The 18,954-nt window shown below is 61.8% G+C and carries 17 protein-coding genes; 12 read left to right on the forward strand and 5 right to left on the reverse strand.

The genetic code is table 11. The features are described 5' to 3' along the window. The first annotated feature begins 76 nt into the window (after positions 1 to 76). The 5 genes from B7Y43_RS17750 to B7Y43_RS17770 all read left to right on the forward strand — a co-directional run bounded on the left by B7Y43_RS17750 (position 77) and on the right by B7Y43_RS17770 (position 6,431). Entirely contained in the window at positions 77 to 1,291 is a 1,215-nt protein-coding gene (locus tag B7Y43_RS17750; RefSeq protein ID WP_374133011.1) for a glycosyltransferase, read from the forward strand. A 248-nt stretch (positions 1,292 to 1,539) separates the two neighbouring features. After that, positions 1,540 to 3,201: a 2-isopropylmalate synthase gene (leuA, locus tag B7Y43_RS17755; protein ID WP_374133012.1), complete on the forward strand. Its 1,662-nt coding sequence runs from the start codon at positions 1,540 to 1,542 to the stop codon at positions 3,199 to 3,201. 59 nt (positions 3,202 to 3,260) lie between these two features. After that, on the forward strand, positions 3,261 to 4,613 hold the full coding sequence (locus B7Y43_RS17760; protein ID WP_374133013.1) for a divalent metal cation transporter: 1,353 nt from the start codon (positions 3,261 to 3,263) through the stop codon (positions 4,611 to 4,613). Between the two features lie 148 nt (positions 4,614 to 4,761). Next, positions 4,762 to 5,973, forward strand: a complete 1,212-nt coding sequence (locus B7Y43_RS17765) for a DNA cytosine methyltransferase (protein WP_374133014.1) — start codon at positions 4,762 to 4,764, stop codon at positions 5,971 to 5,973. Continuing rightward, positions 5,970 to 6,431: an Eco29kI family restriction endonuclease gene (locus tag B7Y43_RS17770; protein ID WP_374133015.1), complete on the forward strand. Its 462-nt coding sequence runs from the start codon at positions 5,970 to 5,972 to the stop codon at positions 6,429 to 6,431. The genes B7Y43_RS17765 and B7Y43_RS17770 overlap by 4 nt, the downstream gene beginning before the upstream one ends. 23 nt (positions 6,432 to 6,454) lie before the next feature. Here the strand turns inward: B7Y43_RS17770 and B7Y43_RS17775 are convergent, their stop codons facing one another. Further along, positions 6,455 to 7,900 (reverse strand): glycosyltransferase family 2 protein, encoded by a 1,446-nt coding sequence (locus tag B7Y43_RS17775; RefSeq protein ID WP_374133016.1) that lies wholly within the window; start codon positions 7,898 to 7,900, stop codon positions 6,455 to 6,457. Positions 7,901 to 8,006: 106 nt separating this feature from the next. Here B7Y43_RS17775 and B7Y43_RS17780 point away from each other — a divergent pair, with 106 nt between their 5' ends. Genes B7Y43_RS17780 through B7Y43_RS17790 form a run of 3 tightly spaced genes read left to right on the forward strand, consistent with a single transcriptional unit; the run spans position 8,007 to position 10,478 of the window. Next, the gene (locus tag B7Y43_RS17780) at positions 8,007 to 8,579 is read left to right on the forward strand and encodes a cytochrome b (RefSeq protein WP_374133017.1); all 573 of its coding nucleotides are present in this window, start codon (positions 8,007 to 8,009) and stop codon (positions 8,577 to 8,579) included. Continuing rightward, on the forward strand, positions 8,576 to 9,757 hold the full coding sequence (locus tag B7Y43_RS17785) for an NAD(P)/FAD-dependent oxidoreductase (RefSeq protein WP_374133027.1): 1,182 nt from the start codon (positions 8,576 to 8,578) through the stop codon (positions 9,755 to 9,757). The genes B7Y43_RS17780 and B7Y43_RS17785 overlap by 4 nt, the downstream gene beginning before the upstream one ends. 46 nt (positions 9,758 to 9,803) lie before the next feature. Next, complete coding sequence (locus B7Y43_RS17790; protein WP_374133018.1) at positions 9,804 to 10,478, forward strand: peptidylprolyl isomerase; 675 nt, start codon at positions 9,804 to 9,806, stop codon at positions 10,476 to 10,478. Here the strand turns inward: B7Y43_RS17790 and B7Y43_RS17795 are convergent. The 4 genes from B7Y43_RS17795 to B7Y43_RS17810 all read right to left on the reverse strand — a co-directional run bounded on the left by B7Y43_RS17795 (position 10,475) and on the right by B7Y43_RS17810 (position 14,109). Further along, positions 10,475 to 11,011, reverse strand: a complete 537-nt coding sequence (locus tag B7Y43_RS17795) for a DUF4199 domain-containing protein (RefSeq protein WP_374133019.1) — start codon at positions 11,009 to 11,011, stop codon at positions 10,475 to 10,477. The genes B7Y43_RS17790 and B7Y43_RS17795 overlap by 4 nt on opposite strands. Positions 11,012 to 11,126: 115 nt before the next feature. After that, positions 11,127 to 11,540: a response regulator transcription factor gene (locus B7Y43_RS17800; RefSeq protein WP_374133020.1), complete on the reverse strand. Its 414-nt coding sequence runs from the start codon at positions 11,538 to 11,540 to the stop codon at positions 11,127 to 11,129. A 41-nt stretch (positions 11,541 to 11,581) separates the two neighbouring features. Beyond that, on the reverse strand, positions 11,582 to 12,193 hold the full coding sequence (locus B7Y43_RS17805; RefSeq protein ID WP_374133021.1) for a 1-acyl-sn-glycerol-3-phosphate acyltransferase: 612 nt from the start codon (positions 12,191 to 12,193) through the stop codon (positions 11,582 to 11,584). A 44-nt stretch (positions 12,194 to 12,237) separates the two neighbouring features. Further along, a complete protein-coding gene (locus tag B7Y43_RS17810; protein WP_374133022.1) occupies positions 12,238 to 14,109 on the reverse strand; it encodes an ABC-F family ATP-binding cassette domain-containing protein in 1,872 nt (623 codons plus the stop codon). 305 nt (positions 14,110 to 14,414) lie between these two features. On the opposite strand from B7Y43_RS17810, the gene B7Y43_RS17815 reads away from it, so the two are divergent. The 4 genes from B7Y43_RS17815 to B7Y43_RS17830 all read left to right on the forward strand — a co-directional run bounded on the left by B7Y43_RS17815 (position 14,415) and on the right by B7Y43_RS17830 (position 18,930). Further along, on the forward strand, positions 14,415 to 16,091 hold the full coding sequence (locus B7Y43_RS17815) for a site-specific integrase (RefSeq protein ID WP_374133028.1): 1,677 nt from the start codon (positions 14,415 to 14,417) through the stop codon (positions 16,089 to 16,091). 416 nt (positions 16,092 to 16,507) lie between these two features. Beyond that, complete coding sequence (locus tag B7Y43_RS17820; RefSeq protein ID WP_374133023.1) at positions 16,508 to 16,999, forward strand: DUF302 domain-containing protein; 492 nt, start codon at positions 16,508 to 16,510, stop codon at positions 16,997 to 16,999. A 9-nt stretch (positions 17,000 to 17,008) separates the two neighbouring features. Beyond that, positions 17,009 to 17,953 carry a YeeE/YedE thiosulfate transporter family protein gene (locus B7Y43_RS17825; RefSeq protein ID WP_374133024.1) on the forward strand — a complete coding sequence of 315 codons (945 nt, stop codon included), beginning with the start codon at positions 17,009 to 17,011 and terminating at the stop codon, positions 17,951 to 17,953. 59 nt (positions 17,954 to 18,012) lie between these two features. Then, on the forward strand, positions 18,013 to 18,930 hold the full coding sequence (locus B7Y43_RS17830; RefSeq protein WP_374133025.1) for a LysR family transcriptional regulator: 918 nt from the start codon (positions 18,013 to 18,015) through the stop codon (positions 18,928 to 18,930). The last annotated feature ends 24 nt before the right edge of the window (positions 18,931 to 18,954 follow it).

The raw sequence follows: 18,954 nt of genomic DNA on the forward strand, positions 1-18,954 counted from the left end.
CCTGCGTGGCTTGACTTGGCATGGAAGGTCCGACAATCGAACCCTTTGGGGGCTTCGGTTTCTATCGGACCATGCCATGCAGTTTTTTTTGCCACGGCCGCATATCCTGATTGCGATGCATGATTTCCATCCCGGCGGGACGGAAAAAATTGCGATGACGCTGGCTGGTGCCTGGATTGACATGGGGTTCCGGGTATCCATTGCCGTGGGCAGCACCAGCGGCGAAAGCGATGCTCATGTCCCGGCTGGGGCGACGATTGTGGCGCTCGATCCGCCGATCGAGCGCAGCCTGTTGTCGCGCTGGCGGCTCGCCCGCCGATTGGCGGATCGGGTTGCCCCGCTTCGCCCCGACATTATTTTCCTGCCGGGCAATTATCATTTCGGCCTGGCGCGCGCCTTTCGCCGCCAGCTGCCCAACGCGGCCATCGTCGCCAAGATCAGCAACCCGCTGATCGCCAGAAATGGCGTGCTGCTGGAGGCTGTACAGCGCTTTTTCCTGCGTCGGCTGGTGAGCGGCATTGATGCGCTGGCGGCAATGACGCCAGGCCTGAAGAATGACGCAAAGGCCTTGTTGCCTGACATGCTAGTGCAATCGGTGCCAGACCCGTTTCTTGCCGATTCAGTGGTTCCGTTACCCCCTGCGCAACGGCGTTCGACCAAGGACATGCTCCACCTTGTCTGTATCGGGCGGCTGGAGCCCCAAAAGCGCTTCGCCCTAGCGATTGAGGTAGTGGCGGCGATGCAGCCGGACACCAAGGTCCATCTGACGATCGTCGGTGAAGGGCGCGAACGCCCCCAATTGGAGCGAGCGATTGCGCGGCATGGCTTGCAAGAGCACATCACGCTGACCGGATATCGGCCGGATGTATCGACCATCTTGCGTGATGCCGATCTGCTGCTGATCTGTTCGCGCTATGAAGGCGGGCCAGCTGTTGCGGCAGAAGCGCTGATTGCGGGCGTGCCCTTTGTCGCGACCGATTGCTCTCATTATTTGCGTGATCTGGCGCAGATTGGCAGCTTCGGCACGCTGGCGGCTGACAGCTCAGCCGCGGCGTTGGTCACCGCGATCCATCACCAGCAACACCAGCCCCGACCGAGCATTGTCGAAGCAGCCGCAGCCCTCTCCGCGAACCGGCTGTCGCACGCGGCGCAAGGCTATGCGCAGCTCTTCGAATCGTTGCAGGTTGGGCAACGGCGCGCGGCGTTGCTGCATTCCGGTGGCATCCCGCGAGCAACGACCGATCAAGCCAGTCTTTCGGCGAATCGCCACAGCGAGGATGTCGCTGCATAACATTGCCACCCCCAAATAGGGCATGATTTGCCGGCGCTGGGCCGCCGATGACTGGCCTTTCCGCAGGCCAAGGCTGGACAGCCATCCCGCCGACGCGTTAGGGGGAGATCATGGCCGAGCGCATCCTGCTCCTGTCGCTGCGACTTACGCGCCCTTAGGCGCCACTATCGCGTGCGCCCTTGCCCGCGCGATCAACCGCCTAAGGGCCTGGACCGACCCGAACCGCAGACCCCGCAGCCAGCGAGACCATGATGCACAGCAATCCGTCAGCCAAATATCGCCCCTTCCCACCGATCGCCCTGCCCGACCGGCAATGGCCATCACGCACCATCACCGCCGCGCCGCGCTGGCTGTCGACCGATCTGCGCGATGGCAACCAGGCGCTGATCGATCCGATGGATGCCGAGAAAAAGACGCGGATGTTCGATCTGCTCTGCAAAATCGGCATGAAGGAGATTGAGGTCGGCTTTCCCAGCGCGGGCGCGACCGAATATGGGTTCATTTCCGGGCTGGTTGCCGAGGGGCGGATCCCCGAAGATGTCACGATCCAGGTGTTGACCCAGGCACGCCGTGACTTGATCGAGACAAGTTTTGAATCGCTGCGCGGGGCCCCGCGCGCGATCGTCCATCTCTACAATGCCGTCAGCCCGGCCTGGCGCAAGATCGTGTTCGGCATGACCCGCGACGACGTGCGCGGCATCGCGGTGGAGGGCGCAAAGATCCTGCGCGATTGCGCCGCCGCCCAGCCCGATACCGATTGGCATTTCCAATATAGCCCAGAGACCTTTTCCACTGCCGAGCTGGATTTCTCGGTAGAGGTGTGCGCGGCAGTGATGGACATTCTGCGCCCCACCCCCGACCACCCGATCATCTTGAACCTGCCCGCCACCGTCGAATGCGCGACGCCCAATATCTATGCCGACCAGATCGAATGGTTCGGGCGCAACATTCCCAATCGCGACAGCGTGGTAATCTCGCTCCACACGCATAATGATCGCGGCACCGGGGTCGCGGCGGCGGAGCTTGGCCTGATGGCCGGGGCCGACCGGGTCGAGGGCTGTTTGCTCGGCAATGGCGAACGCACCGGCAATTGCGATTTGGTAACGGTTGCGCTCAACATGTACACGCAAGGCGTTGACCCGAAACTGGATTTTTCCGACATTGATGCGATCGTCAAGACGGTCGAATATTGCACGCATATCCCGATCCACCCGCGCACCCCCTATGCGGGCGATCTGGTGTTCACGGCATTTTCGGGATCGCATCAGGACGCCATCAAAAAGGGCTTCGCCGCGCAGGAAGCGCGCAACGATGCGCATTGGGAAGTCCCCTATTTGCCAATCGATCCGGCCGATCTGGGGCGCAGCTATGAAGCGGTGATCCGCGTCAATTCGCAAAGCGGCAAGGGCGGCGTCGCCTGGGTGATCGAACAGGATAAGGGGCTGAAACTGCCCAAGCGGCTGCAGGCGGATTTCAGCCGCCATGTCCAGGCGCTCGCCGACGAAGCCAGCCGCGAGCTCAACGCCGCCGATATCTGGCAGCTGTTTGAAGCGACCTATCTGCCCAGTGCCAAGGATCGCTTCGTGCTGCGCGATTATGAAGAGACCGGGGCAGCCGGTCAGCGCGTCTTCATCGGCCATGTCGCGATTGACGGCGAGGACCGATCAATCTCCGGGCGCGGCAACGGCCTGATCTCTGGCGTTATCGCCGCGCTGAGCGACAGCACCGGGCCGGCGCTCGATGTCGTCGATTATAGCGAGCATGCGATCGGCCATGGCGCCGATGCCCAGGCGGTCGCTTATGTCGAATGCCGCACCGCCAGCGGTCGGACGGTGTTCGGCGTCGGGCTGGACAGCGACATTGCCACGGCAAGCGTCCGCGCCGTCCTGAGTGCCGCCAATCGCACCTGATCGGGCAGAACCGGCACTGTTGATTGGACGCGCCGCGATTGGCGCGCCAATAAGCGCTGATGGCCCCGCCCCCGCCCTTTGACGGTGATCCCTATGCGATGATCGGCAGCGACGCAGCCGAGACGCGCCGTGCCTCGCTGAGTGAGAGCTATCGCACGATCGCGATCCCCAAAGGCGCGCCCTTCTGGCGGCGGCTGCTGGCGTTCAGCGGGCCGGGCTATCTGGTCGCGGTCGGCTATATGGACCCGGGCAACTGGGCGACTGACATCGCGGGTGGATCGGCGTTCGGTTACCAGCTGCTCTCCGTCATCCTCATCTCCAACATGATGGCGATGCTGCTCCAGGCGCTCGCCGCGCGGCTGGGGATCGCAGCGGGGCTCGACCTCGCCCAGGCCTGCCGCGCGCGCTATTCGCGCCCCGTCAATTTTAGCCTGTGGGTGCTGTGCGAGATTGCGATCATCGCCTGTGATCTGGCCGAGGTGCTGGGCACCGCAATCGCGCTGCAATTGCTGTTCGGGCTGCCGCTGCTGTGGGGCGTGGGGATCACCGCGTTCGACGTGCTGCTGATCCTGATGCTCCAGAATTACGGCTTTCGCCTGCTCGAGGCGTTCATCATCACGCTGCTCGTCGTGATCGCGGGGTGTTTCGCCTATGAACTCTGGATCGCGCAGCCCGACCTGGCCGCAATTGCCGGCGGACTGATACCGACCGCGCGGATCGTGACTGACCCGGCGATGCTGTACATTGCGATCGGCATATTGGGCGCGACGGTGATGCCGCATAACCTGTATCTCCACTCATCAATCGTCCAGACCCGCGCCTTCGACACCGACGACGCGGCCAAGCGCGACGCGATTCGGCTGGCGACAATCGACAGCAGCATCGCGCTGGGGCTGGCGCTGTTCATCAACGCGGCGATCCTCATCCTGGCGGCGGCAACCTTTCATGTCGCGGGGCGCAACGATGTGGCCGAGATCGGTCAGGCCTATGCCCTGCTGAGCCCAATGCTGGGCGCGGGCGCGGCGAGCGTGGTGTTCGCGGTCGCGCTGCTGGCGGCGGGGCAGAATTCGACCGTGACGGGCACGCTGGCCGGCCAGATCGTGGCGGAGGGCTTTCTCGACCTGAAAATCCCGGTCTGGGCACGGCGACTGGCGACGCGCCTGCTGGCGATCATCCCCGCCGTCGCCGTCATCGCCGCGCTCGGCGACCGCGGCGCGACCGACCTGCTGGTGCTGAGCCAGGTGGTGCTGAGCCTGCAACTCCCCTTCGCGGTGGTGCCGCTGGTGGCATTTACCAGCGACCGCCGGGTGATGGGGGGATTGGCGAGCCCGGCGTGGCTGAAATGGACGGCGTGGGGCGTGGCGGGGGTGATTATTGGGCTGAATGGGTGGTTGTTGGTGGGGTTTTTGTGAGGGGGGTGCCAGTACTATGGGCTAATACAGAACTCCCGAGCGGCCATCGAGGAGCTAGTGACCGCGATTTCCTGTTGTAGAAATGTCAGTTGCGCCATAAAGAACAATTAAAGAACAAACCGGTGGCACTTCTAAGTTAAAAGGGCATATGATGAAGGCGGTCGAACTGTTCGCTGGTGCTGGTGGGCTGGGCATGGGCATTGCTGAGGCAGGATTTAAGCCGGAGCGGGTAGTCGAATGGGATCGCTGGTGCTGCGATACAATTCGCGAGAACCGAAAGACAATTAAGAGCCCTTTAGCGCACTGGCCCGATCCCATTGAAGCGGATGTGCGCGGCATCAATTTTGGCGATCTGAGTGGTAAGGTCGACCTGGTTAGCGGTGGCCCCCCGTGCCAACCCTTCTCCCTTGGTGGAAAACACCGCGCGCACAAGGACACGCGCGACATGTGGCCTGAAGCCGTACGCGTCGTCCGCGAAATCGAACCCAGGGCGTTCATTTTTGAGAACGTCAAAGGACTAACCCGGGCTTCGTTCGCTACCTATTTTTCCTACATCGTGCTCCAATTGAACTACCCCGAGATCGCTGGGCGACCGGATGAAGAGTGGGACGATCATCTTGCGAGACTTGAGCAGCATCATACCTCCGGAGTTGTAACAGGCCTTCAATACCGGGTCGTTCCGAGGGTGCTAAATGCTGCAAACTACGGCGTTCCACAAAGGCGCGAGCGCGTTGTTTTCGTTGGCTTTCGTGCAGACTTGGGGATTGAGTGGAGCTTTCCAGAAGAAACGCATTCTTTAGAGGCTTTGCTATGGGATCAATGTCGCGAGGGAACTTATTGGAATCGGCATCGAGTTGCGCGGATCGACCAAAATTTGGATTGCCGCCTCTATGATCGTGGCATGAAGTTGCTTGAAAGGCCGTCGGCCAAGCCCTGGAGAACTGTTCGCGACGCGATAGCCGATTTACCCGAACCTACCACGACTTCCACGCTGAAGTTCGCAAATCATCGCTTCCAGCAGGGTGCCCGCTCATATCCAGGTCATACCGGGAGCCCACTTGACGAAGCGGCCAAGACCCTAAAAGCCGGTGTTCATGGTGTTCCCGGAGGCGAAAATATGCTGGCAAGGCCAGATGGGTCTGTCCGCTACTTTACCGTTCGCGAAAGTGCCCGGCTGCAAACCTTTCCCGACGGCTATCGTCTGCTCGGTTCATGGTCAGAAGCGATGCGTCAACTTGGGAACGCAGTTCCTGTGGAACTTGCTCGTGTAATTGCTATGAATGTCGCTTCGCATCTAAAACAGGCCACCTATCAGCCACCGGTGACACGCCGCACCACAATGTGCAAAAGTATGGCATGAATTTTTCGAACAGCCCCCATCACTTCGACTTCGATTTGGACGAGGGCATTCGAATTCAAGTGATCGAGAAGCTTGAGGCCAGCCCGTTATTGCCGCTCCAGCCAGGGGTTGGCCCTCGGGAAAGTGGAGTGTACGCGCTCTATTTTAAGGGCAATCTCGTTTATGTGGGAAAAGCGTCCAAAGAAACTACTAAGAGCGGTCGAACGCTGCGTGCCCGTTTAGCCGAGCACATCTCCAAGATTCGTAAAAGGCAAAATATTGATCTGGCGGACGTACAATGCCGTTACTTGACCTTTAGCAGTGAGTGGTGGGTATTTGCCGCTGAATACGCACTTATCGTGCACTACGCCCCAGCGTGGAACTATAGTGGATTCGGCAGCAAAACGCCCGGCGCGGGACGGCCGGGCACTGGCATTGTCGGGCGTTGGAATGAACTTTTCCCTCCTTTGAAGGGATAGGGCCTGGAAATGCCCAGTCCCCCCTACCGCCCCACCCCTTCAATCGCCGTCCGCTTCTGCCGCCCCCAGGTCTCGCGGCCCGTGAGCACCATCCACCAGCCCCAGGTCGCGCCGGCGTGGCGCAGGAGCTGGAAGGTGAAGGGCTCGAGGATCGCGGCGATGATCGCCCAGCCGAGCCCCAGCCCCTCGCGCTGGCCGGTCCAGCGCGCATAAAGGCGCAGCGACCAGAGGTGGTAAGCGAGATCGAAAATGATCTTGGCGATCATCACCAGCAGAATCGGCCAGGCGAGCATGAACTTGCCGCTTAGCACCAGCACGCCAAGGATGATGAAGGCGGCGATGCCGTAGATTGGCTGGAGCGTATCGAGCGTCTTGACCGGCATTTGCGCAGTGCCGAGCGACCCGAAGCGCGGGTTGCCGATCATGTCGCGGTTCCAATATTGCGTCTGCAGATAGCCGCCGAACCAGCGGCGGCGTTGGCGCAGGAATGCCATCAGCGAGGCGGGCGCATCGGTGCGGGCGGTGGCAGCACCAATGACGCGGACCTTCCAGCCGAGCCCCTTGTCCGTCGAATGGCGATGCAGGCGGTGGATCAGCTCATAATCCTCGACAAGGCAGGCGGGATCGAACCCGCCGACGGCGATCAGCGCATCCCTGCGGAATGCGGCAAAGGCACCCGAGATCAGCAACAGGCTATCGACGCGCATCCAGGCATAGCGCGACAGGAAATTGCGGACATATTCATAGGTCTGGAACCACTGGAAGATCCGCCCCGACAGCGAGGGGCCGCAAATCGGGGTGAGGACGCCAGTGGCGGCGACGAGCGCGGGCTCAGCCGCGAAGGCACCACGCATCGCGGCGAGCGCGGGCGGGTCGAGCAGGGTATCGGCATCGACCGTCAGGACCACATCGGTATCCAGCAGCTGGATCGCCTGATTGAGCGCGCGCGCCTTGCCACCGTGCGGGACGCGCAGCCAGCGGAGCGTGGGGAGGCCGGGGGCAGGGTCGCTGATCTGGCCGAGCGCTGGGGGGGTGAGGCCATAGAGGCGCAGAAGCTCGGCGGGCGTATCGTCGCTGGAGCCGTCATCGGCGATGAGGATCAGATCAGGCGGGTCGCTTTGCTGCGCGAGCGTGTCGATCGTGATGCCGAGCACGCCCGCTTCGTTATGCGCGGCGATGATCACGCCGAGCGTGGGGCGGTGCGTGGTGGCGCTGGTCTGGGCGGGCGGAGGTGCCGGGCGCATCAACTGCCAGGTCTTCGTGCCCGTGAAGATCAGCAGCGCGGTATCATACGCAATGTAGACAATGCCGACCGACCAGCTCGCAAGGCCCGTGCGGAAAAACGCCTGCGCCACCAGCGCGACGAACAGAATCAGCACGCCACCGGCGATGAGATAGGCGGAAGCAGGCACGCGTCGGGGCGTCAGCCGCGGCGATTGCGCGGCGAGCGTCTGGCTAATCGAGGTCATGCGCTGGGCTTATTTCCGATTTCTGATGAACACAGGCTTGCAACACGCTAGGCTTTGGGGCGTTTTATCGCCAGAGCAGCGCCACAAGATACGACGGGAAGAGACGATGGAAGCACGCCGCTATACCAGCCTTGCGATTACGCTCCACTGGCTTGTTGCGATCGGGATTATCATCAACGTGTTCCTGGCGCTGACCTGGGAGTTTTACCCCGAGGAATCGATTCGCCCGGCGATCAACCTGCACAAATCGATTGGCATTACCGTGCTGGGGCTGGCGATCATGCGGCTGTTGTGGCGCTTCACGCACACTCCGCCCGCGCTGCCCACCGGCTATGCGAAATGGGAAGTGCAGCTGAGCCATGTGACGCATGTGCTGCTCTATGTGATCATCTTCGCGATGCCGATCACGGGCTGGATGCATGATTCGGCGTGGAAAGCGGCTGACGAAAACCCGCTGACGCTGTTCGGGGTAATCCCTTTTCCGCGCATCAGCTACATCATGAACCTGGACGCGGTGACCAAGGAGCAGATGCATGATCTGTTCGGCGAGTTTCATGAGATCGCGGCCTATGCCGTCTATGTGCTGGTCGGGCTGCACGTGCTCGGCGCGCTGAAGCACCAGTTCATGGACAAGCAGCGCGAATTGCAGCGCATGTGGTTTACGGGCGACGTGGAATAACACCGCCTGCCCCCTATGATGCGATTATCCTGGGCGCAGGGGCGGCCGGGCTGTTCTGTGCGCAGGTTGCGGGGCAGCGCGGGCGGCGCGTGCTGCTGATCGACCATGCCGATGCGGTGGGCAAGAAGATCCTGATTTCGGGCGGCGGGCGGTGCAATTTCACCAATATCGGCACCACGCCCGCGCAGTTCATCTCTGCCAACCCGCATTTCGCCAAATCAGCGCTGAGCCGCTACGCGCCCGCCGATTTCATCGCGCTGGTCGAGGCGCACGGGATTGCCTGGCACGAAAAGACGCTGGGGCAGTTATTCTGCGACGGATCGGCCAAGCAGGTCGTCAATCTGCTGCTCGACGAATGCGCCAAGGGGCAGGTGGATATCGCGCTGGGGTCGGCAATCCGATCAGTCGAGCATGCGGACGGCCGGTTTCGGGTGGCTTTTGGCGATCGTATCGAGACGGCACCGGCACTGGTGATCGCGACCGGTGGCCCCTCAATCCCGCAAATGGGCGCGACGGGCTTTGCCTATGATCTCGCGCGGCAGTTCGGGCTGAAGGTCGTGGAGCCGCGCCCTGCCCTTGTCCCGCTGACCTTGGGGGGTGACGAGACCTTGTTCCAAACCCTGTCGGGCGTCGCGACCGAGGTGGTGGCGCGGTGCGGCAAGGCGGTGTTCAAGGAGGCGGCGTTGTTCACACATCGCGGGCTGTCGGGCCCGGCGATCCTGCAGGTATCAAGCTATTGGCGGCACGGCGAGGCGATCGGCATCGATTTCCTGCCCGGACGCCCGCGCGATTGGCTGGTCGCAGCGAAACGCGCGGGGCCAAAGGTGAGCTTACGCAACAGCCTGGCGAGCGTGCTGCCATTGCGGCTCGCTGATACGTTAACCGAAAAGCTGCCATTTGGCGGTGCGTTGCTAACCTATACCGATCGCGAACTGACCGATATCGCCGCGCGGCTGGCCGATTGGCGCTTTATGCCGAATGGCAGCGAGGGGTTTGCCAAGGCCGAAGTGACGGTCGGCGGGATTTCGACCGACGGGCTGTCGTCTCAAACGATGGCGGCACGCAAGCTGCCGGGGCTGTATGCGATCGGCGAGGCAGTCGATGTGACCGGGTGGCTTGGCGGCTATAATTTCCAATGGGCCTGGGCGAGCGGCAACGCGGCGGGGCTGGCGATTTAGCGCGATGAAGGTGGCGGTGAGCGGCGCAAAACGGTAGATTGCGGTAATGCCCCCTATCCTTGCCCGCATCGCCGCGCCGATTATCGCCCTTGCCCTGCTGACTAGCGCTGCGAGCGCGAGCCCGAGGCGCAAAGCCGCCCCTGCCCCGCCACCGCCTGCCGTGCTTGGCGATACGGTACGGGTGGCGATCACGACTGATGCGGGGGTGATCACGCTCGATCTCGATCACCTGCATGCGCCGGTCACGACCGAGAATTTCGTCGCCTATGTCGATCGCAAGCTGTTCGACGGCACGACCTTTTACCGCGCAATGCGGCTGGCCTGGGGGACGCAGCCCAACGGCCTGATCCAGGGCGGCACGCAGAATGTGCCGCAGCGCACGCTGAAGCCGATCGCGCATGAAGCGACGACGCAGACCGGCATTCTCCACAAGGCCGGGACGATATCAATGGCGCGCTATGCGCCGGGTACTGCGACCGGGGATTTCTCGATCCTGCTGGCCGATATGCCCGGGCTCGACGCGCATCCGGAGGCGATCGGCGATACCGCAGGCTATGCAGCATTTGGCCGTGTCGTGGCGGGGATGGAGGTCGTCGCGCGGATATTCGACGCGCCGACCTCACCGACGCTGGGCGAAGGGTTCATGAAGGGTCAGATGATTGCGGCACCGGTGCGGATCATTTCCGCACGGCGGGTGCCGAATGCGGGCGCCGTGCCTTAACGCGCCGGCAGGATGCGCGGGTTGCGCAACAGGGCGGCCGACACGAGCGACACCACGGCGCCAACGGGTGCGATTTCCATGAAGGTCATCGGCAAGCGAAACAATGGGTTAGCGTAGCTGGTCCGCATGGCTTCCAGCGGCGCCATGGCGCGATCGAGCGCTGCTCCGGTCACGCCCGCTGCCTGCTTGGCGTGGCGGATGCCATCGATGTAATCGTTGATGAAGGCATAGTTGGTCGCAGCCAGATAGACTTCCCACACCAACACATAGACAAAAGCTGCGACCAGCGCGATCGCGAGCCCTACCCCAAAGGCCGGCAGGAAGCGGATGATGCCGCCGCGCTCGATATCGCGGTAGCGCTTTATGCCGACAAAGATGAAGGTCAGTGCGACCAGCATGACGAGATAGCCGAAAAATTCGGACCCGGCGAAGCTGATGCGATCGGCCAGCGCCGTACCGCCGATAATCGTGGCGATGATGACCGCGCCGGAACACCCGCCATAAATCGCTGCGTATCTGGTGATGCTGTTCATGCCCGCTTCTCCCCCGGCATTGCTGATAGCCGCCTCTCTATCCCCGCGCCTGGGCCAGATGCTATCACCCGGATGGGTGATTTGGCCCCATCACCCGCCCCATCACCCCACTATTTCAGGCAATCAGGGCGAGCGTACGCGCCTTTTCAATCGCCTCGATCCGACGCGTGACGGCAAGCTTTTCATAGACACGTGCGACATGCGTCTTGACCGTATTGGGCGAGATACCAAGGCTGCGGGCGAGCTCCTTGTTCGACTGGCCCGACGCGAGCAGGGCGAGAATCTCGCATTCGCGCGGCGTCAGCCCGAGCGCGCGGATCGCGGCATCGTTGCGCTGAAATGGTCCGGCGATCGTGCGCGGGGTGAGGCGTGCGCCCGTCCAGATGCCGAGCGTGATAAAGCCGATGGCCAACAGCGTGACGTAGAGTTCGGTTGAAAAGGCGTGGACTGTGTATCGATAGTCGAGCCATTGCAGTGCGGTCGCCGCGAGGGCGAGCAACAATGCATAGGAGATGACGGTCCGCGCCATGGCGTGATGCTGCCACAAAGGCGCGGGCGGGGCGAGTGCCCTCACCCCCCCGTCGCAAACGCCCCGCGCACCTTGCCAACCGCTTCTTTGTACGGTGCGCGAATCTGGAGAATGTCGGCGGCATAATCGCCGGTCGGGTGGAAGACGTCGGCCACGCGGATCGTCTTGGTGCCATAATCGAGCACCGTCAGGATGATCGGCACGCCGGCCTTTACGGCGATGTGGTAGAAGCCCGTCTTCCATTCGCGCGTCAGGCTGCGGGTACCTTCGGGCGGGATGGCGAGGATCATTGCGTCTTCGGTGGCGAAAGCGTCCGTCATTGCCTGCACGACGTCATGGCTCGCCGCGCGATCGATCGGGACGCAGCCGAGCCAAAGGACCAGCCGACCAAATGGGCCGGTGGTGAGGCTCTTCTTCCCCATCCAGCGCAACGTCACCCGGTAATAGCCAGCCGCCGCGAGCATATTAATGCCGTCCCAGTTCGACGTGTGCGGGGCAGCAAGCAGCACGGCCTTGGCGAGTGGTGGCCAATCGCCCTGCATCGTCCAGCCACCGAGCTTAAGATAGGCGAGGCACAGCCAGCGGAACATTTCAGCGGCGATACCGCGATAGGGGCCGGAGCGCGCGGTGAGCGCCGTCTTCGCATGCTGCATTTGGCCGGCTCTCCTTATCAGCCGACCTTATTACCGATCGGCGATCAGGCCGCCACCGATTCCAGCGCCTCGCTCGCGTCAAGCCAGGCGGCTTCGGCGAGGGTGAGCTTGGCGTCGACTTCGGCCCGACGCTGGCTAAGTTCGCTCATCGACAGCTTGGCGAGCCAGGGCTCAGCACCCGATGGATCGAACATCGCGCGGTCGATGGCGCTGCGCTGTGACGTGAGTTTCACCACCGCCTGTTCGGCTTCGTGCGCAGTCTTTTTCAGCGCGACGGCGCGCTCGCGCTCTGCGGCGGCAGCTTTTTTGTCCTTCTTGCTGCCCCCCTTGGCCGCATTGGCATCGCCCTTGGGCTGGTTCCGGCCGAGGATCAGATCGGTATAGTCATCCAAGCTGCCGGCATATTCCTTGGCGGTACCGGCATCGACGAGCACCAGCCGATCGGCGGTGAGCTCGATCATGTGGCGATCATGGCTGACGACGACGACCGCGCCATCATAGGCGTTGAGCGCCTGCACTAGCGCCTCGCGCGCATCGACGTCGAGATGGTTGGTCGGCTCGTCGAGGATCAGCATGTGCGGCGCATCGCGGGTGATAAGCGCGAGCGCCAACCGCGCGCGCTCGCCGCCCGACAATTTGCCGACCTTGGTCGTCGCCTTTTGCCCCGAAAAGCCGAAACGGCCGAGCTGGGCGCGGACGGCGGCGGGGGTCTTGTCGCCCATCAGCCGCTGCATATGCTCAAGCGGGGTATCCTCGCCGTCGAGCTCCTCGACCTGATATTGCGTGAAATAGCCGACGCGCATCTTGCCCGATTTGGTCATGTCGCCGTCCATCGGCGCGAGTTGCGCGGCGAGCAGGCGGGCAAGCGTGGTCTTGCCGTTGCCGTTGCGGCCAAGCAGCGCGATGCGATCATCGGGATCGAGGCGGAGGTTCAACCGCTGCAGGATCGGTTTGTCGCCATAGCCGACGCTGGCCATATCGAGCGTCACCAGTGGCGGCTTCAGCTCATCGGGGCTGGGGAAATCGAAGCTCAAGGTCGGATCATCGGCCATCGCGGCGATCGGCTGCATCTTCGCCAGCATCTTCTGGCGCGACTGGGCCTGTTTGGCGGTGGAGGCGCGGGCGGAATTGCGCGCGATATAATCCTGCAGCTTGGCGCGCTGCGCATCCTGGCTGGCCTTGGCAGCGGCGAGTTGTGCCGCGCGCTCGGCGCGCTGGCGCTCAAATGCGTCATAGCCGCCAGCGTAAAGCGTTGTCTTGCCGCCTTCGAGATGCAGGATGTTATCGACGACATTGTTGAGCAGATCGCGCTCATGGCTGATGACAACCATCATGCCGGGATAGGCCTTGAGGAAGCTTTCGAGCCACAAAGTCGCTTCGAGATCGAGATGGTTCGATGGCTCGTCGAGCAGCAGCAGATCGGGTTCGGAAAACAGCAAGGCGGCGAGCGCCACCCGCATCTTCCAGCCGCCCGAATAGCTGTCGAGCGGGCGCTGCTGCATTTCCTCGTCAAAGCCGAGCCCGACCAGGATGCGCGCGGCCCGGGCCTCGGCGGTATAGGCGTCGATCGCTTCGAGCCGTTCATAGAGTTCAGCGACGCGGTCAGGATCGACGCAATGTTCGGCCTCCGCAAACAGCGCGGCACGTTCAGTGTCGGCTTCGAGGACCGTCTCGATCGGCGTCTTGCTCCCGTGCGGGGCTTCCTGCTGGAGATAGCCGATCCGCGTCTTGCGCGGCATCTCGATCTCGCCATCATCGGCATCAAGCTGGCCGATCATCACCTTCATCAGCGTCGATTTGCCAGCGCCATTGCGGCCAATCAGCCCGACACGGCTCTTCGCCGGCAAGGTCGCGCTTGCACGTTCCAATATCGTGCGACCGCCAAGCCGCACCGTAATGCCGTTGATATTGAGCATAAGGGTGCGCCTATCACGGCTTTGGGCTGGCCCCAAGGGGTGTTCGCATGTGCAGCAGATTTGGCGGGCAAAGGGGCGGGAATGGGGGAGGACCGGCAAGGTCCAAAAGGCGCATCGTGGGGCCGATGAACAGTGGCGACGCGATCGCTTAAGCGGATGGATCAGTGATGGTCGGGAAGAGAGGATTCGAACCAACATAGCAACCTTGACAAGGGATCCCTGCGAGTCGCTGATTTCTGTGGGTTGATAGCTCCTTCGCTGTATATTTCTGTGTATATTTTATAGGTTAGGGTGCATCGTTGGGTATGAAAACCTCTCATCCCGCGATCGGCCGTTACCTATGGGACCGCCCTGGATCGCGATCAATCTGGTTCCGAATGGCAGTGCCCAAACAATACCAAGGCCAAGACGGCACAAAAATCATTCAGCGGTCACTTAACACCGCAGATCGCCGCGAAGCATCTATCCTGGCTGGTAAATTCCGCGCCGAACTTTTTGAGCAATGGCGCGGCTGCGTGGTCCCCAACGAAGAGGATTTGGAGGAAGCTGCGACCGTCGTCGGCTACGAAATGGAGCTCGAGCGAATGGACGCTGGCAGAGTCGGAATGCGCAATAGCTCAATTAGCTTGTTTGATGCGAATGTCGGCTGGCACCAGAGTGAGCTGCGCCACCGGATGCGCGCAGCGGCGACGAACGACAGCAAAACGGTATCATACCTTGCCGATGAGATTGTCGATGCGCTTGGTTGGATGTTGCCAAAACACAGCGACGGATACGCGCGGCTCTGCGAGCTTTTCCGGCTGGCTGGCGCAGTTGACGCCTCCACGGACAACAAGCTCATTCAGCGCGTTGGGCAACGGTTGGGTGAAGCTGCACCCGCGGGGCAGACGATCCTTGAGCTTTTTGAGCGCTTCGCTGCCGAACAGCTAGGTGCAGGCAAACGCCCTGATACCGTTAATGGGAAGCGGATAGTCGTCCAAATGTTCGCAGATTGTGTTGGAAATGATCGGCGGCTCGCTGCTATTGGCCGGGATGAGATCCGTGATTGGCGAAACGCTATCGCCGCGCTGCCCCGAAACTATCGAAACTCAAATGCCTATAAAAATCTAGACATGCGGGCCGCTGTTGCGAAGGCGGCGGTGTTAAAAGGGCGGACGATCGATGCTCAAACTGTCAACAGCAAGCTATCAGCCCTGTCTTCGTTTTTGCGATGGGCCGTGCGCAATGGCTACGCCGACACCAACGGCTGCGACGGTTTGTTCGTCGACGCCGACAAGGCTGCAAACGAACGGTGCCCGTTCACTGTCAATCAGCTGAATACGATCCTGGGTTCTCCACTATTTAAGGGATTTCTCAGAGACGGTGCCGAACACAAGCCAGGCAATGTGCTGTCCGACGACTGGCGTAAATGGATTCCCTTGATTGCGATGTTTTCAGGTGCTCGCATTGGCGAGATAGCTCAGCTCCGAGTTTCCGATATCGAAGAACTTCACGATCGGTGGTTCATTCACCTCCGCGACGACACAAAAACCGGGCAACACACGAAGTCACGTAAGAACCGAATGGTCCCGGTTCACCGGAAACTGGAGGGTATCGGATTTTTGCGGTTTCATGCCGCCCAGGTTGAAATCGCCGGAGGTGACGAAACTCGTCAGCTATTTCCCGAAATGGTGGCAAATTCGCGAGATCACATCGGCGCTAAAGCGTCGAAGTGGTGGCGCCGATACCTCGGTAAAATCGGCGTAAAGGAAGAGGGTGATGGGCTCGGTTCCCACGCTTTTCGACACTATATGGCCGACGAACTTCGCACGGCGGGCTTCCTCGACGATCAATTTGGCCCGCTCATTCTCGGCCACCAAAAGGGCAGCGTAACGGGCAAATACGGCAGGATGCCGCAAGGCACCGCGACAATGCTGTGCGAAATGATCGATGGCGTAAAATTTGATGGCGTGAATTTCAATCAGCTTTGCGATCAAGCCTAAGCTCCCGGCGCCGATCGACCGCTTTTGGTCAGCAACCACTGTGTAGCTGCCGTTTGATTGCAATGCGCGGTGCCGACCGCTGTCGACCCATAGTCGGTCGTTCCTATGATCGCAGATAAACGGCAGCTTCTGCGAAATGCTGCCGTTCGAAAGTGCGAATTCAGTGATTCAGCTTTGCTCTGAACCGTCGCCGTTCTGAGGTGACTGCCTCGTTGTAGAAAGCGGACATCCCTCTCAGCGAACTTGCGGGATAGCCGACCACGCCTAGACAGCGCGTCCGAACGCCGCTGCCGCACTTCGCTGAGCCATAGCATTCGGGCATCAACTCGATGCGACATTCCTATTCCCGTTTGCGCGCGCGATCGAGGAAAAGGCGGGCATCCCGGCGACTCCCCCGCCTCAATGGAGATTGACCCATGTTCGCTCGTCCTATCCTTCTCGCCATCGCCTTGGCGATCACTGGTACCCCGGCTGAAGCGCGGCAGGCTGCGCCGACGTCAAGTGCTAAGCAGTCCAATGCCGACGGCGTCGTGCGTGTCCGCAGCAGCCACGGCTTTGACGAAACGGTCGAACGCCTGAAAGCAGCGATCGCGGCCAAGGGCGTGCGCTTTTTCGATGCACTCGACCAGCAGGCGCTCGGCAAGGAAGCCAATCTGACGATCGGCAAGTCGGTGATTGTGCGCTTTGGCAACCCGCCGCTGGGCGTGCAATTCCTTCAGGCGAACCGCTACGCCGGGCTCGACTGGCCAGTGCGGATGTTGGTGGTCGAAGAGGCCGATGGCAGCGTCTGGCTCGCCTGGACCGATTTCCGGTTCATGGCGAAACGCTATCGGATCACCACCCAGGACGCGCAGTTCAAGATGGCGGCCGAAGTCGCTGGCGCTATCGCCGCTGATGCTGCCAACTGAGCGAAGTTGATGTCAGTCGCGCTGTTGAGTTTTGCCTTTTTCATCGCGGCAGTCTGTGCGACGATTATGGGCTATGCCATTCAGCGCGGCGCGACATGCATGGTCGCCGCGGTCGATGAGGTTGTAACCCAGCGCAGCGCCTGGCGCTTTCTCGGCCTTACCGAGGCCGCTGTCTGGGTCGCAGGCGGTGTGCTGCTTTGGCGGGTACTTGGCGGGCATGAGACCCTTCCCATCGGCTATCCAGCCACACTCGCCACGGTCGCCGGGGGGCTGTTGCTCGGCCTCGGTGCGTTCGTCACTCGTGCGTGCGTGTTCGGGGCGATTGCCAAGTTCGGCTCGGGCGAATGGACCTATGTGCTGACACCGATCGGCTTCTATCTCGGCTGCCTGACGATTTGGCCGCTGATCGGCAAATTCCCACAAATGCATGTCGCGTCGCCGTTGTTCGCGGCAAGCTGGCTGCTCGTGCCCTTTGCGCTGTTCGTCGGCTGGCGCAGCGTGGAGGTAATCCGCGCGGGCCGGGCGCGGATGCTCGCTGCGCATATCTGGACGCCGCACCATGCGACAGCCGTCATCGGCATCGTCTTTGCAATCTCGCTGATCGCCATCGGACCCTGGGCCTATACCTATGCGCTGTTGTCGCTCGCGCAGGGCGAAACCCAAGGCGTGATCGTCAAGGCGGTGCTGATGGTGATGCTATTCGCTGGCGCGTTGGTCGGCGGCTGGACGGCGGGGCGACTGGAGCTACGCGCGCCGACGCTTGAATCGGCGATCCGCTGCCTTGGCGGCGGGGTGCTGATGGGTTGGGGCAGCCTGCTCATTCCCGGTGGCAATGACGAGCTGCTGCTTGTAGGGATCCCGTTGCTGCAAGCCTATGCCTGGGTGGCCGTTGCGAGCATGGCTGTCGCGATCGCGCTGGGCCTCGCGGTCGAGCGGTGGTTCGGCGCCCGCTAGTCAGCTTTCGCACTACCTGCTAGACGGCAGCGGCCTACCCGGGGAGGGGGTCGCATCACATGGAAATGCAGCAGGTCCGCTATTTCTTGTCGGTCGCGCGCGTGCTCAATTTCACGCGCGCCGCAGAAGAATGCAACGTGACGCAGCCTGCGTTGACGCGCGCGATCAAGCAGTTGGAAGACGAACTTGGCGGTGACCTGATCCGGCGCGAGGGTCGAAATACCCATCTGACCGACCTCGGCAACCGGATGCAGCCGTTTCTCCAGCAATGCTATGAAAGTGCGCAGACCGCCAAATTGCTCGCGACCAAGATCAAGAAGGGCGAAGTGCCGACCCTGTCACTGGCGGTATCGCGGACGCTCGATCTGGTGCATTTGATGCGGCCGTTGAGCGAAATGCACCGCAGCTTTCCCGGGCTTCAGCTGAAGCTGCGTCGCGGCACCGGGGCGCAAATTGCGGCGATGCTCAAGAGCGGAGAAGTCGATCTGGCCGTTGGCGGGCCGATGGGTGAACGCTGGGATCGTTTGGAAACCTGGCCGATGTTCAGCGAAGCCTTTGACCTGGTCGTCGGCGTCGATCATCCGCTCGCAATGCACAATGCCATCGACCTCGACGTCGAGTTGATCCGCGATACTCGGTTTTTGGTTCATGCGGGCACCGATATGGCCGAGTTCGAAACCGAACGGCTTGATGCGGCGGGGATCAATCTCGACCATGCCCATGAAGTCGATTCGGATCGTGATCTCGAAGCGCTGGTCGTGGCTGAATTCGGCGTTGCGATCATGCCGGCGAGCGCGATGAATTCGTCGCGGGTCCGGCATCTTGCCTGTTCGGCGCTCGACCTGCGGCGGACGGTTGCCATTTATTCGGTGGCCGGTCGCCCTCGTGGGCGCGAAGCATCAGCACTGCTCAATCTTGTCCGGTCGGCGGATTGGTCGCGTGCCTTACGCGCTCACCAGCTTGACGGCGTCGAGTAGCGCGTCGAGTTCCATTCGGCGGCG

The sequence above is a fragment of the Sphingomonas sp. 28-62-20 genome (genome assembly GCF_002281505.1).

Coding starts and splice junctions, on each gene's coding strand:
- B7Y43_RS17820 (WP_374133023.1), top strand. CDS start 16,508: ATGTTCGCTCGTCCTATCCTTCTCGCCATCGCCTTGGCGATCACTGGT.
- B7Y43_RS17800 (WP_374133020.1), bottom strand. CDS start 11,540: ATGGCGCGGACCGTCATCTCCTATGCATTGTTGCTCGCCCTCGCGGCG.
- leuA (WP_374133012.1), top strand. CDS start 1,540: ATGATGCACAGCAATCCGTCAGCCAAATATCGCCCCTTCCCACCGATC.
- B7Y43_RS17805 (WP_374133021.1), bottom strand. CDS start 12,193: ATGCAGCATGCGAAGACGGCGCTCACCGCGCGCTCCGGCCCCTATCGC.
- B7Y43_RS17770 (WP_374133015.1), top strand. CDS start 5,970: ATGAATTTTTCGAACAGCCCCCATCACTTCGACTTCGATTTGGACGAG.
- B7Y43_RS17830 (WP_374133025.1), top strand. CDS start 18,013: ATGGAAATGCAGCAGGTCCGCTATTTCTTGTCGGTCGCGCGCGTGCTC.
- B7Y43_RS17765 (WP_374133014.1), top strand. CDS start 4,762: ATGATGAAGGCGGTCGAACTGTTCGCTGGTGCTGGTGGGCTGGGCATG.
- B7Y43_RS17750 (WP_374133011.1), top strand. CDS start 77: ATGCAGTTTTTTTTGCCACGGCCGCATATCCTGATTGCGATGCATGAT.
- B7Y43_RS17810 (WP_374133022.1), bottom strand. CDS start 14,109: ATGCTCAATATCAACGGCATTACGGTGCGGCTTGGCGGTCGCACGATA.
- B7Y43_RS17795 (WP_374133019.1), bottom strand. CDS start 11,011: ATGAACAGCATCACCAGATACGCAGCGATTTATGGCGGGTGTTCCGGC.
- B7Y43_RS17825 (WP_374133024.1), top strand. CDS start 17,009: ATGTCAGTCGCGCTGTTGAGTTTTGCCTTTTTCATCGCGGCAGTCTGT.
- B7Y43_RS17790 (WP_374133018.1), top strand. CDS start 9,804: ATGCCCCCTATCCTTGCCCGCATCGCCGCGCCGATTATCGCCCTTGCC.
- B7Y43_RS17815 (WP_374133028.1), top strand. CDS start 14,415: ATGAAAACCTCTCATCCCGCGATCGGCCGTTACCTATGGGACCGCCCT.
- B7Y43_RS17775 (WP_374133016.1), bottom strand. CDS start 7,900: ATGACCTCGATTAGCCAGACGCTCGCCGCGCAATCGCCGCGGCTGACG.
- B7Y43_RS17780 (WP_374133017.1), top strand. CDS start 8,007: ATGGAAGCACGCCGCTATACCAGCCTTGCGATTACGCTCCACTGGCTT.
- B7Y43_RS17760 (WP_374133013.1), top strand. CDS start 3,261: ATGGCCCCGCCCCCGCCCTTTGACGGTGATCCCTATGCGATGATCGGC.